11 protein-coding genes and 1 pseudogene are annotated in these 13,390 nt (G+C 59.8%); 7 read left to right on the top strand and 5 right to left on the bottom strand.

Annotated elements, in window-relative coordinates; genetic code table 11:
- Positions 1 to 18: 18 nt before the first annotated feature.
- Positions 19 to 2,094, top strand: a pseudogene (locus ACTAQJ_RS04815) (glycoside hydrolase family 65 protein); the annotation flags it as partial.
- A 127-nt stretch (positions 2,095 to 2,221) separates the two neighbouring features.
- Entirely contained in the window at positions 2,222 to 2,434 is a 213-nt protein-coding gene (locus ACTAQJ_RS04810; RefSeq protein ID WP_498701101.1) for a glycosyl hydrolase family 65 domain-containing protein, read from the top strand.
- A gap of 43 nt (positions 2,435 to 2,477) precedes the next feature.
- Here the strand turns inward: ACTAQJ_RS04810 and ACTAQJ_RS04805 are convergent, their stop codons facing one another.
- Together ACTAQJ_RS04805 and ACTAQJ_RS04800 are read right to left on the bottom strand one after the other, a co-directional pair.
- The gene (locus ACTAQJ_RS04805) at positions 2,478 to 3,479 is read right to left on the bottom strand and encodes a zinc-dependent alcohol dehydrogenase family protein (protein WP_442005514.1); all 1,002 of its coding nucleotides are present in this window, start codon (positions 3,477 to 3,479) and stop codon (positions 2,478 to 2,480) included.
- 71 nt (positions 3,480 to 3,550) lie between these two features.
- Positions 3,551 to 5,956 carry an HAD-IC family P-type ATPase gene (locus ACTAQJ_RS04800; protein WP_442005513.1) on the bottom strand — a complete coding sequence of 802 codons (2,406 nt, stop codon included), beginning with the start codon at positions 5,954 to 5,956 and terminating at the stop codon, positions 3,551 to 3,553.
- Between the two features lie 227 nt (positions 5,957 to 6,183).
- Here ACTAQJ_RS04800 and ACTAQJ_RS04795 point away from each other — a divergent pair, with 227 nt between their 5' ends.
- From ACTAQJ_RS04795 to ACTAQJ_RS04780, 4 genes are all read left to right on the top strand, one after another.
- Complete coding sequence (locus ACTAQJ_RS04795; RefSeq protein WP_442005512.1) at positions 6,184 to 7,497, top strand: GAF domain-containing protein; 1,314 nt, start codon at positions 6,184 to 6,186, stop codon at positions 7,495 to 7,497.
- Between the two features lie 88 nt (positions 7,498 to 7,585).
- Entirely contained in the window at positions 7,586 to 8,056 is a 471-nt protein-coding gene (locus tag ACTAQJ_RS04790) for a universal stress protein (protein ID WP_442005511.1), read from the top strand.
- The gene (locus ACTAQJ_RS04785; RefSeq protein ID WP_442005510.1) at positions 8,053 to 8,586 is read left to right on the top strand and encodes a flavodoxin family protein; all 534 of its coding nucleotides are present in this window, start codon (positions 8,053 to 8,055) and stop codon (positions 8,584 to 8,586) included. The genes ACTAQJ_RS04790 and ACTAQJ_RS04785 overlap by 4 nt, the downstream gene beginning before the upstream one ends.
- A gap of 105 nt (positions 8,587 to 8,691) precedes the next feature.
- The gene (locus tag ACTAQJ_RS04780; protein WP_442005509.1) at positions 8,692 to 9,543 is read left to right on the top strand and encodes a universal stress protein; all 852 of its coding nucleotides are present in this window, start codon (positions 8,692 to 8,694) and stop codon (positions 9,541 to 9,543) included.
- A 51-nt stretch (positions 9,544 to 9,594) separates the two neighbouring features.
- On the opposite strand, the gene ACTAQJ_RS04775 is transcribed toward ACTAQJ_RS04780, so the two are convergent.
- The 3 genes from ACTAQJ_RS04775 to ACTAQJ_RS04765 all read right to left on the bottom strand — a co-directional run bounded on the left by ACTAQJ_RS04775 (position 9,595) and on the right by ACTAQJ_RS04765 (position 12,459).
- The gene (locus ACTAQJ_RS04775; RefSeq protein ID WP_442005508.1) at positions 9,595 to 10,458 is read right to left on the bottom strand and encodes a universal stress protein; all 864 of its coding nucleotides are present in this window, start codon (positions 10,456 to 10,458) and stop codon (positions 9,595 to 9,597) included.
- 140 nt (positions 10,459 to 10,598) lie between these two features.
- Positions 10,599 to 11,984 carry an MBL fold metallo-hydrolase RNA specificity domain-containing protein gene (locus ACTAQJ_RS04770; protein ID WP_498701098.1) on the bottom strand — a complete coding sequence of 462 codons (1,386 nt, stop codon included), beginning with the start codon at positions 11,982 to 11,984 and terminating at the stop codon, positions 10,599 to 10,601.
- Positions 11,985 to 12,096: 112 nt separating this feature from the next.
- Positions 12,097 to 12,459, bottom strand: coding sequence for an SPW repeat domain-containing protein (locus ACTAQJ_RS04765; protein WP_442005506.1), 363 nt, complete (start codon positions 12,457 to 12,459; stop codon positions 12,097 to 12,099).
- Between the two features lie 229 nt (positions 12,460 to 12,688).
- Between ACTAQJ_RS04765 and ACTAQJ_RS04760 the strand changes: the two genes are divergently transcribed.
- Complete coding sequence (locus ACTAQJ_RS04760; protein WP_442005505.1) at positions 12,689 to 13,387, top strand: response regulator; 699 nt, start codon at positions 12,689 to 12,691, stop codon at positions 13,385 to 13,387.
- The last annotated feature ends 3 nt before the right edge of the window (positions 13,388 to 13,390 follow it).

Genomic DNA, 13,390 nt, shown 5'->3' with positions numbered 1-13,390 from the left:
CTTGATCTTGGGCTTGTCATGGGTGACCCCTGGAAGCTGATTTTTGAAGGAACGGATCCGGACCACGAAGGACATCGTGAGGCACTCACAACACTCGGAAATGGCTACATGGGCGTCCGAGGCGCCGTAACCGAAATCCATAGGACGACGCGATATCCGGGACTGTATCTGGCTGGAGTGTTCAACCGTGTCTCCGTGGGCATTGGCCAAGAGACCGTACTCGAAGAACATATGGTCAACGGTCCTGATTGCCTCCCGATGGATCTGCGGCTGGAGGGTAACGCGTGGTGGTCCCGCGAGGGGCTGCAGATTGTTCATGAACGACTAACACTTCATATGGATAAGGCGGTTCTCAAACGGAGGCTTGTTCTGGAGTCCCCGGACGGACGACGCTTGGAAGTCAGGGAGACGCGATTCGTCTCCACGGCAGACCCCCATCTGCTCGCCATAAAGACCCGCATTAGGCCGCTGGGTTGGAGCGGCTTGATCGGAGTCCGGGTGGGCGTCAACGTCGGCATACGCAACGCAAACATTCCCGAGCCACCTTTGACAGGTCGGAAACATTTAGTGGACCGGACTACATCCGACGGCGGTGGCCGCGGTCCAGGCACTACCTTGATGGTGGAAGCGGAAACCAGCCAAAGCCAGATCCGGCTGGCCGTTGGACTAAGCGTTGAGGTCGCAGGTACCAATGGGACCCCCGGGAGCAAAGGGGCGTTCCACTTTCGGACTTTTGAAACCCATTGTGCCGATGGAGCCGCGGTGACGGTTACGAGGATTGTGGCCGTCGCCACATCACGGGATCGGCCTATTTCATCGGCCGGTACTGCGGCCGCCGCAAGCCTGGAACGCGCCGGCTGTGATTTCGATAAGCTCCTGCGGGCGCACCAGTCTGCGTGGCAGCGGATCGTAAGTCCATTCCTGGTCCATTTGGACGCACCAGCACAGGTACAGCTTGTCTTGAACCTTCACTTGTTCCACGTTCTACAGACATTGACGTTGCATACCACTGAACTTGATGTTGGCGTACCTGCACGGGGGCTGCATGGCGAAGGCTACCGTGGTCACGTCTTTTGGGACGAGTTGTTCGTACTTCCCGTTCTCACCTCCAGGACACCTGCAGTGGCGCGGGCCTTGCTGGACTACCGATGGAGGCGGCTCCCCGCGGCACAGCAGGCTGCGGCTCAACATGGCATGCCCGGTGCCAGGTTTCCATGGCAAAGCGGGAGTGACGGGACGGAAGAAACCCCGCGGTCGCTATATAACGCACGTTCGGGACGTTGGGTGGCGGACCACTCGCACCTGCAAATGCACGTAGGGCTGGCTGTGGCTTTCAACGCGTGGCAGTACTTTGAAGCGACCAATGACGTGGCGTGGCTTTCTCAGAAGGGGGCAGAGCTTGTGGTGGAAGTTGCCCGTTATTTTGCCGCCGTCGCTGAGTACGACCCCGGTGACCATCGCTACCACATACGGGGCGTAGTGGGGCCGGACGAATATCACACATGGTTGCATGGACACGGAAACCCCGGCCTAGATGACAACGCGTATACGAACGTGATGGCTGCGTGGGTATGGGGCTGTGCAGCCGGGATTCCCGAAACTTTCTCGGGCCATGAATTGGCCGACCTCCTGGAACGCCTTGGCATCACCGAACAGGAAGTTATCCGGTGGGGCCGTCTGTCCCGTGCCGTGTTTGTGCCAATCACCGAGGATGGAATCATCAGCCAATTTGCCGGTTATGACCAATTGCAAGAACTGGACTGGGACAAGTACCGCCAACAGTACGAGAACATTGAGCGGCTGGACCTCATCCTCGAGGCAGAGGGCGATGACGTCAATAGGTACAAGCTGGCCAAACAGGCAGACGTCCTTATGCTGCCCTACCTCTTGGGACGCCAGGGGCTTATTTCGTTTCTGAGACGCCTTGGATACGACTTGCAGCAGGAACAGTTGGATCGAACGATCGAGTACTACTTGGCCCGAACGGCCCACGGATCCACATTGAGCAGGGTCGCGCACGCTTCAGTATTGGCAGCCTTGGACCCGGAGCGGGCATGGGACAGCTTTCGGGAAGCCCTTGACGCCGACCTTGATGACACCCAGCACGGCACCACAAAGGCGGGAATACACCTTGGAGCGATGGCGGGCACAATAGACGTCGTCCAAAGAAGCTTCGCGGGGCTACGGCTGGACCGGGAGGGGGTTGTCGTTCACACCGAACATGCCCCACGGCCTTCGATCGGTTTCCTTCCACGTGACTTATCGGGGACACCTGATGGACATCCAGCTGAAAGATGGACGCATCCGAATATCCTCGGCCGCCGGCGACGCCCCGCCCGTCCGGGTCACAGTCCATGACCAGACCGTAATGCTCGCCTGTGGGCATAGTCGAAGCTTCCGGCTGGAATCGACGAGCCGCAGCGAACAGCCTTAAAGGCTTGGGCATCCTGGCGAGCTGCGGCGATGGCCGTTACCCATCAGCTGATTTTCAACACGGCGGCTCCGGTAATCCGGTCATTGGCCAAATCGTCCAAGGCCTGGTCTGCACGCGAGAAGTCGTATGAGGTTGTGGTCGGCTTTAACGCCATGTCCGCGGCAAGGGCCAGGAGTTCCACCCCGTCCGCGCGTGTGTTGGCGGTTACGCTTCGGAGTTGGCGCTCGTAGAAGAGGTCATCGGAGTAGTTGAGTGAGGGAATGTCGGTGAGGTGTATGCCGGCGATTGCCAGGGTCCCTCCTCGGTTCAACGACCTCAATGCGGTGGGCACCAGCTCTCCTACTGGTGCAAAGAGAATGGCTGAATCGAGCTTGACCGGAGGCTCGTCTGAGGCGCCGCCCACGTACGCGGCGCCTAAGGACCGGGCGAGCGCCTGTGCTTCTGTTGAACGTGTCATGACGTAGATGGAGGCGCCCTGATGCATCGCAATCTGCGCCGTGAGGTGGGCGGAACCCCCAAAGCCGTAGATGCCCAGGCGCCCTCCTGGCGGCAGGGCAGCTCGCTTCAACGCGCGGTAACCGATAATTCCCGAGCACAGAAGCGGGGCGGCCTGTTCATCGGTGAAGCCGGACGGAATAGCATAGACAAAGTCCTCGTGGGCCGTCATCATCTCCGCGAACCCGCCGTCACGGTCCCATCCAGTAAACGTTGGCGCCACGCAGAGGTTCTCGTTGCCGCGGAGGCAGAAGGTACACGTTCCACAGGTGCCGCCGAGCCATGGAACACCAACCCGGTCTCCGGGCGCGAACCTGCTTTCAGTGGACCCGGTTTCGAGGACTGTTCCGACGGCTTCGTGGCCCGGCACTACATTGGCATTGCGGGGCGGTAAATCACCTTCAGCCAGGTGAAGGTCCGTTCGGCACACACCGCAAACACTTATACGGATCAGCAATTCCCCGGCCTGTGGTTGGGGGTCTTTCCGTTTCCCCTGCACCAGGGGACGGTTTGCTATCGGTCCTGGATCTGCTACCCACCATGCATGCATTGCCAGCTTCCTTTCGTAGTCCTACGCCTGGAGGTTTGCATGCTTTCAGCGCCGTAAACCAGAGCCGAAGGTCATGGTCCTTCGCCATGTGGCCTGGGAGGAGGACTCCTCCGGAGTCGACCGGCAATCTCGACGGCGGTGCTGGACGCCACCGCGACTACGAAAGTCGCCAGGAAGAGGTCTCCTGGGGGCCATTCAAGTCGGAAGAACCCACTCAAGGGCGGGAAGGTGAATACGATGACAGTGCCCAGATACATTGCGGCTATAACGGCCGCCTTCCGTAGGTTGAGGGGTCGCGCGATGACCGCCAGGATCCAGGATCCTATGAGCGCCAAGGCCATCGATGAGGCGGATCGCGCCTGGTCCACGCTGAAATGGCCCGTAGCTTGGACGTAGAAATTGAGCGCGGTGATCCCGACGGCGATGGCCACGCCTGCCGGTATTGAGAAGGCTAATGACCGCCGCAGGAATCCGCGCGTATAGTCGTGCCTATTGGGCAGGAGTGCCAGGAAAAAGGCAGGCAGCCCGATGGTGAGGCCATCGATGGCAGACAGCTGGCGTGGAAGGAATGGGAAAGGGAGCAGGAGTGCTCCGCATAGTAGCGAGATCACAAGTGCGTAGGCTGTCTTGCTGAGAAACAGCATGGAGACACGCTCCATATTGTTGATCACTCTCCGCCCCTCGGCCACGACGGCAGGAAGCCGGCTGAATCTGCCATCAAGCAGGACGATGCGTGCCACGGCTTTGGTTGCGGGAGCAGCGGAGTCCATGGCTATGCCGAGATCGGCCACCTTGAGCGCCAATGTGTCATTGACTCCATCTCCGGTCATGGCAACCGTGTGACCGCGACGTTGCAGTGCAAGCACCAGCTCCCTCTTTTGTTCCGGTGAGACGCGTCCGAACACTGAATGCGCGTCCACCAGATCCTGCAAGGCTGCCGGGTCCCCAGTCAATTTACTGGCGTCGATAGCATCCGGGTTTTCCAGACCCAACTTCCGGGCCAGAAGACCAACGGTTCTGGGGTCATCTCCGGAAAGAATTTTTATGGTGACGTCTTGCTCCCGGAAGTAGGCCAAAGTGCGCGGCGCATCCCACCGGATACTTTCCCGCAGTGTCAGCACCAGGACAGGCTCGCAGTCACCGGGCAAGGCACTTTCAGTCGCTTCGGTACATTGGCTCGAGCGGGACATTCCCATGGTGCGAACCCCCGACAAGACCAACTCCCCGGCCCGTTGCCGCGCGAGCCTGCAGTCAGGCGATTCGCCGGCAAATACAACTTCCGGTGCGCCGAGAATCCAGGTACTGGAATCGCCTTGGAGATTGGGCAGGGTCACCGAGCTCCATTTGCGCGTAGAGTCGAACGGCACTGAAGAGAGAGGGGTCAGTTGCACTTTGAGGGGAAAGGCGTCTCCGATGGACAGGGATGTGGCGTTGGCAGGCTGGTTGGCCCCGAACCAAGCCAAAGCCTGTCGCCAGCCGTCCTGGACTTCACCTCGAAGCTGGTGAACGGCGTCGAAGGCCATTCGTCCGTCTGTTAGCGTTCCTGTCTTGTCCAAGCACAGGACGTCGACCCGGGCCAACACTTCTACAGCTGCAAGCTCCTGGACCAGGACCTTCTGGCCCGCGAGGCGGACGGCGCCTACGGCGAAAGCCACGCTGGTCATGAGTACCAGTCCCAGGGGAATCATGGCGATTGTACTTGCCACAGTCGAAACAGCGCTCTGTGCCCAAGCTCCAGAGGCCAGTGCGGCCTCCCATCCCCCTTGTTGGAGCAGCTGTGAATTCAACACCAGCAACGTCACCGGCAGGACAACCCAGGCGAGAACCCGCAGCACCCGATTGATACCTGTGCGTATTTCTGAACTGACGAGCGAAAACCGCTTGGCGTCGGCGGCCAGCCGGTTGGCAAAGGTCTCATGGCCAACCCTGAATACCCGGGTATGGCAGGAGCCGGTGAAGACCAGGGACCCGGCCAACAGCACATCCCCCCGGTGTTTGGTGACAGGTGCCGATTCACCTGTCAGTAGTGACTCGTCGACTTCAAGCGAACCCGGTCCAACAATATGGGCGTCTGCTGGGACTTGATCACCTGCACTAAGCAGAAGTAAGTCATCCAGCACCACGTCATGTGCGGGGATTTCCTGAACATTTCCCTCCCGCACCACTCTGGCCATTGCTCCGTGGACGATGGTTAAGCGGTCGAGGGATCGTTTGGCGCGGTATTCCTGAACCACGCCAATGAGGGCGTTTCCTATGGCTGCCAGCCCGAAGAGCGCGTCCCTCCACTGCCCAAGGAACAGCAGCAAACTGAAACCCGCCACTACGATGCCATTGAACAGCGTGAGTACATTGGCACGGACTATGGCCAACAGGCTACGGCTGGGAGGTGTCGACAAATCGTTCACGAGACCGTCCCGGACCCGCTGGGAGACTTCCTCTTCGGAAAGGCCCGCCATCGGGATGTTGGGTGTGATCATCGTCGCCGACCTTTACCGCCTGTGCTAACGGCTCTCATGGAAGTATGTTTCGCCATGCTGGTATCACCTTTGTCATCGTCCCAGTCTCCTGACGGCAGGTGTAGGGTCGAAGGTCATGTCTCCCAAGACGTGTTCGGGCCCTTGACCCCTGATCTGTACCCGTATGCCGACGACTCACCTAGACTCGGGAGAGGCAGGCCATTAGTGGCGCAGGGAGGTAAAGGCCTATGGGCGCGGATCACCCTTGGCGCTCCCCACTGAAGGGGCGCGTTGAAACACTCCTCCGTGAGTTCGTGCAGCGTGCGGATGAGATGATCCATGCACAGGAACAAATGAACGGGTTGCTCTCAGCGGTAATTTCCATTGCCGAGGACCTCAGCCTGGAAGTTGTCCTGGACCGCGTCGTCCGGTCGGCCTGCGAGTTGGTGGACGCCAAATACGGAGCTCTTGGCGTCATTGGAGAGGATAAGCAGCTAAGCCACTTCATTACGGTCGGCATGGATGGGGACGCCATTGGATCCATCGGCGATCTTCCCACCGGGCATGGTGTCCTGGGACACCTGATCCGCGAACCCGAACCACTCCGTCTTCACGACCTCACCGCTCACCCAATGGCTGTGGGCTTCCCGGCAAGCCATCCTCCCATGAAGTCGTTTCTCGGAGTACCAATCCGTGTCCGCGATATTGTTTTTGGCAACCTGTACCTCACCGAGAAGAGGGACGGGAAGGACTTCAGCCAAGATGATCAGGAGCTTGCCATCGCACTGGCGGCAGCAGCCGGCGTCGCCATCCAAAACGCCCGCCTGTTCGACGAAAGCAATCGCCGGCAGCGATGGTTGGAAGCGGGCATGGAGCTTGGCAGCCGCCTCATTGCAAGCAAGCCCGACGACGACTCCGGCAACCTGGATCTTGTCGCGGAGGCGGCCGTCCGTGCTTCCGACTCAATCCTGGGTGTCGTTGCCATACCAACGCCCGGAGGAGAGGTCCGTTGTAGATCGGCGGTCGGAGTGCAGGGCTTGAACACGGGCCAGCAATTGCCGGGCTCCGAGGTAGTAGCATCAGTGCTTGCCACTGGCGACTCCCGCCTCGTGCAGGATGCTTCACAAGTTCTCGGTCCCGAGGTGTCGGAGAAGCTGGGCACTGTGTTGGTAGCGGCCCTGGGCCACAGGGGGAGGGGAAACGGAGTTCTGCTGATGGCCCGGGCCGTTGGCGGCGCGGCCTATACCCGTTCTGATCTGGAATCCAGTGCATTGTTTGGCAGCAGGATCGGCCTTGCACTGGATCTCGCGGAAGTAAGCGCCCTTCGTGAGCAGGCCTTGTTGCTCTCGGACAGGGAGCGCATAGCCCGCGACCTTCATGACCTCGTCATTCAGCGTATATTTGCAGCCGGCTTGGGAATGCAGAACTTGAAGCGATTCCTGGTGGACCCCGCAGCCGTTGAGCGGATGATGCATGTCACGTCGGAATTGGATGACACCATCCGCACTCTCAGAAAGACAATCGAAGACCTCCGTTCCGAAGAATCCCCGCCCACGCAATAAGCATCTCCGTGACTTTGGACCCTGTCCGAGGACGCCCTGCAGCGCCATTGTGGAGGGATCGAACGTTTCATTCGGCAGGAGAACAGTCATGGACAAAGCCGGCTCAACAGGAGAAATCATCGTCGGAGTTGACGGCTCCGATGCGTCCATAGCTGCACTCCAAGAAGCCCAACTGTTGGCGACGCCGTTGGGCGTTGACGTGGTTGCCACGGCTTTCTGGGACTATCCCCCCGTCTACGAGGGCTATGTGGTGATGGGCATTACCGGTTTTGAGGAAGCCGCCGGGCGAATCCTGAAGCAGTCCGTGGAAATGGCCTTCGGCCCGACCCAGCCCGACAACGTCCATTCGCGGCTTGTTCAGGGTCATCCCAGACAAGGACTGATCGAAGCTAGCCGGAAGGCAGACATGATCGTTGTGGGGCGACGTGGACACGGTGGTTTTGGAGGGTTGCTGCTGGGATCAGTCACCTCAGCGTGCGTAGCTCATGCCCACTGCCCGGTTCTCGTGGTCCACGTACCTGAGGACCACTCGAACGAAGCCACTGAAGGGCGACCATGATGGACATCTTGGTGGTCTACGAAACAATGTACGGAACTACCCGCAGGGTAGCTGAAGCAATTGCCAGCGGCTTTGATGGCGAGCCCGGGGCCAGAGCGGTCTCCGTTTCCGATGTAGTCGCCGATGACCTGGGTAATTGTGCCTTGCTGATCGTCGGTGGACCTACCCATGCTCACGGAATGAGCAGACCCGCAACACGACACTCCGCAGCAAACGTCGCTGCCGCGACCGGTTCCCTTGGCCACGATATCGATGCGAACGTCGGCATACGTGAGTGGCTGGCCCAGCTCCGACCTGCCATCCCGGGCCAAAAAGCCGCAGCATTCGACACCCGCAACCACGGTCCGGCATTCCTCACCGGCAGAGCATCCAAACACATCACCTCCGGGTTACGAAAAGCCGGCTTCGAGCTCATTGCAGAACCGGAGAGCTTCGAAGTCAGCCAGGAACCTTCGATAAGCGAAGACGAGCTCCACCGCGCCGCAAAGTGGGGCCAAGCTCTGGCCAGGTTAATTGACGCCGGAAGATAGGGAGTTTGAGATGACCTTGCCCAGCATGACCGGCTGGACAGGCTGGAATGTGTTCCTGGCTTGACGGTTACCAAAGGGCAGTCCAAGGCTTGGAAAGAAGGAACAATGAAAGAGAGCGAGCGGATCGTCGTCGGATTTGACGGGTCTCCCGAGGCCGTTACGGCAGTTCAGTGGGCGACCCGGCAAGCCGAGCTGAGAAGCTGCGCGCTGCAATTAGTGCATTGTTCCCTTTGGCCGGCCATAACACACAACATGGAACCCGTGCCGGGTGTAGCTGACAGCGGCCTGCGACACGCCGCTGAATCAATAGTTGCCGAGGGGGTCGCGTGCGCCCGTCAGGCTTCTGAGTCGGTGGAAATCACGAAGAGCCTGGTGTACGGCTGGCCGGCCGAGAACCTTCGCAAGTTGGCGGGAGGCGCCTCCATGCTGGTTGTGGGAAGTCGGGGGATAGGAGGCTTTATGGGCCTGCTCGTGGGATCCGTGAGCCTGGAGTTGGCCGCCACTGCAGCGTGTCCCGTGGCTGTTGTTCGGTCCACCGACCACCCGGATGGACCCGTCGTCGTTGGCATAGATCGGGAAGGCTGGGAGGCTTCGCTTCACTATGCCGCTTCTCATGCTTCCTATGCGGGCACATCGCTTCGGATTGTGCATGTCCGAAAGAGACACGAAGCCCACGCTGAAGCAAGTGACGTTGGTCCCCTGGAAATATTGCATTCGGCAGTACGTACCGTGCGCAACACCTCGCCCGAACTCGAGCTTGAAGACCTCCTGCTCACGGGGACCTCCGTTGCCGGAACGCTCCTTAGTGCAGCGAAAGATGCCCAGTTAATCGTTGTGGGAACTATGGGGCAGGGTCTTGTCCGCGGCAGTATTGGCTCAACGGCGCATGCCGTTCTCCATCATGCTTCCTGTCCTGTCGTGGTGGTAAGGCCCCCACTGGAAGCGAGGGAGCAGTAATGAGCAGCAGGCCCGGGGAGCCATTGGGTTCCAGGACCTGCTGCTCGCTACTTACTCGGAATGCTTGACTGGCTGGATCCTGGTGATGATTGTTGGGCACGGCAGTTTGGTGAGGACTGCGTGGGCCGTAGATCCCATCAGTAGACGTTTGAAGCCGCCACGGCCCCTGCTGCCGACGACCAACAGGCGGGCTGTTGCGGCGGCATTTACCAGCGCCTCGCCAGGACGCATGTGGGTCTCCAAGTTCTGGTGCACAACAAGATCCGGATATTTATCCGCCAAGCCCGCGACCGTTTCCGCAAGAACCACCCGTTCCTCCTCGGTCACGAGTTCAAAGAAATTGCCGTGGGGCACTCCCCGATCCACCCATGGATCCGGTGTCCGGAAAGCGTGCAGCACGGTTAGCTCCTGCCCTTCACGGTCTGCCTCTGCGGCAGCGAATGCCACGGCCTGAGTGGATTCTTCGGAACCATCAACTCCGACCAGAACGCCGTGTCGACTGGTCATATCATGTTCACCGATCACCGCTACGGGGCACTTCGCCACGGCAGCAACCTGTAGCGCACGATCCGCGAGCGATCCGCCGGCCCAACTGTGGCCGGAACCAATAACCACCATCGATGCGGTTTTTGACCGCTTGCGCAGGGCGTACCCGGCTCCTCCCGAGACGAGATCCGTGCTGATTTTGACCGTTGGCTCGACTTTTTCGGCCCGGTCTTTGGCAGTAACAAGGAATTTTTCACCGGACTCCCGGATCCACTCGTTATAGCCGATGGCATCGTAGGCCCAACGATCATCCACAGCGTGTACCAGGAGCACAGGCAATTTAAGGGCAGCGGCCCTTTGCACGGCCCATCGGGTCGCAGCCTCACTACTGGGCGAATCGCTGACACCGACGACAATTGCTTCCTTCATGACTGCTCCAGTTCTTGTTCGATGATTCCCCGGAAAATCCTTTGCCGGGTCTTGTCAGTCCAGCTTCTGCCGGCTCTTTTCAAAGGGTTAGGGTCGGAAGTCCCGCGGAACGCGGCCGCGGCAGACTGGTGTGCCTTTTGCTAATCGGGGGCATTCACCATGATGGTTTCCAGGTACTCGGGAACTCGTGCTTTCCAGCCCAGTTCACGTTTGATGCGCAGACGGAGTGCATCGGAGGCCTCAGGCTCTCCATGCGTGATGTAGGTCATTCGTGGCGTCCGCGGTGCTGAACGCATCCAACGGATAATTCCGTCGGCGTCGGGGTGGGCGCTGAAACCTTCCAATTGAACAACCTCCGCGCGGATCAGTACATCCTGTCCATAAACCCTGAGTTGCCGGGACCCCGCGGCAAGGGCGGCTCCGCGGGTACCTCCTGCCTGGTAACCGCTGAGAACCACAGCATTATGTGGATCGCGGCCATAGGCGGCCAGATGATGAAGTATCCGCCCTCCCGTGAGCATTCCGCTGGCCGAGATGATGATCATTGGCCCGCCACGGAGATTGAGGAGTTTCGAGTCATCGACGCTCCTGGTCATAATGGCGAGCTCGTACATGCTCTTGAATTCCTCCGGACCCAGGCGATGTTCCTGCGGATGTTGCTGGTAAATATAGGACGCGTCAATGGCCATGGGACTGTTCAAATACACCGGTATGTCCGGAATCAGCCCTTTCCGGCGGAGACGCGCAAGCTGGAGCATCAGCGTCTCGGCACGCCCCACGGCAAACGCCGCAATCAAGACGACACCGCCGCGCTTTGCTACACGGTTAACAACTTCGGCCAGTTCAATGTCAGAACCCGCCGCCGGGTGGGTCCGGTTCCCGTAGGTAGACTCTGTCACCAGGACATCAGTGGATTCAAGATCCCGGGGCGGGTACATGAATGGATCATCGGTCCTGCCCAGGTCACCTGTGAAATGGACGGAATGCTCTCCGAGTCGTACATGGATCTGGGCAGCACCAAGGATGTGCCCGGCGGGAACGAATGTCGCATCAAAGGCGTGACCCAGCTCGACGGGTGCGTCAAAGTCCACAGGGCGGACGCTATTTAGCGATCTCACCGCATCGGCGGCCGTGTAGATGGGCAAGGCGGGCACATGGATGGAAGAGCCAGTATGTTCGGCATACCGGGCCTCTTCCTCTTGCAGGTGGCCGGAGTCCGGCAGCAAGAGTTTGCACAGTTGATTGGTGCCGTGAGTGGTGTATACGGGGCCGCGGTAACCGTCCCGGACGAGAGCCGGGACGTACCCACTGTGATCCAAGTGGGCGTGTGTCAAGAGCACGGCATCTATGGAGCCCGGGGAAACTGGAAATGGCCTCCGGTTGCGCTCGCGGAGACGTTTATAGCCTTGGAACAGGCCGCAGTCCACGAGGACGCGCGTCCCGTTGAACTCCAGAAGGTAGCGGGACCCTGTGACAGTATCGGTTGCTCCAAGGAAGCGGAGTGAAGCGACGTTCCTGGTTTGCATTATGCCCTAACCACTCAAGTCGACGGCGCCTGCCCTGGGAATTGGCCGCAGAGCAGACCTTGGCGGCATCTGGCGCCGTAAGGTAGTCCGGCGCCAGATGCAGGTTTGGTACCTAAGGGGCCGGCACCGCGTGGTGGTGCCGGTACTCTTCCGTACTGGGCTTGATCGCCAACGCGGTGACGATCAAAGCGGCAGCACCCGGAATCCATGCGCTCCACGCAGCGCCAGTCGCTGATGTGAAGCCACCCACCCAAGGGGCCAACAAGAGAGCCACTGCGATGATCGCTTGTGCCCATTCGGCGGCCGGCATTCCCGGCAACGCCAGATTGACGACTCCGGCTATGACAAGCAACGCGCCTAAGGTGACCATGATGGCCGTGGATGATCCTGTCTGTGTGGTCCAGAGGACTGACAGGGCCGCGTAGGCGCCCGCCGCGACTACTGTCCAATCCTGCCATCGTGTCCATTTCTTCATCGGAATTTTGCTCCTTTATTGTCTGGAGACACCCGCGGGGCCTGATGCTGGGCGGTTACATCTCCCGTTCTCCCAGCGTCCGTTTAATCTCCTCGTCCCAATAGGGCCTAAAGTCACGCGCGGGGATGGGTCCTTGTGCCCTTGTGGCGCAGACATGCAGTCGGCAAGAATTTGGCATCGATGAAATGTCGGCAAGCGCGGTTGCCGCTTCCGCCGGAGAGGGAATGTCATGAATCACCAGGATGTCCCAGGCCTTGCCAGGGTGGGTTCGCCAGAAAGTCCTGTTCGCGTGTTCATTCTTGATGACCACGAATTGGTTCGCCGCGGGTTGCAGGAGCTTTTGGAAAGCGAAGGGTTTCAGGTGGTGGGCATGTCGGGATCTGCTGAGGAAGCGACGCGCCGTATCCCGGCATTGCGCCCCGACGTCTCAGTCCTGGATGCACGGCTGCCTGACGGTACGGGCATCGAAGTCTGCCGCGACGTTAGATCCATTGATCCTCGCCTGAATTGCCTGATTCTGACCAGCTATGACGATGAAATGGCTCTGCGAGGTGCAGTCCTGGCAGGAGCCGCGGGATACATCCTCAAGGAAATCGGCGGTTCAGACCTACTGGGTGCGCTGCGCAGGGCGGCGCGCGGCGAGTCGCTCTTCGATGATTCCGTGAAGGCGCGGATTATCCAAGGACTCACTGAACCGAAGAGGCTCGATCCGCGCGTAGCCGCCCTGACTCCCCAGGAGCGGCGCGTGCTGGAATACGTCGGCCAGGGGATGACCAATCGCCAGATTGGCGAGGAGATGCTGTTGGCGGAAAAGACGGTGAAGAACTATGTCTCGTCCCTCTTGGCGAAACTTGGGTTCGAGCGACGGACCCAAGCCGCAGTTTTCATGGCCCACGTACCCGAGGAGGACGCTGGCTCCGTTCGCTGACGC

The organism is Arthrobacter sp. alpha11c, from assembly GCF_054149985.1.
The sequence above is the reverse complement of the archived record's forward strand: the minus strand, read 5'-3'. Positions and strand labels throughout refer to the sequence as shown.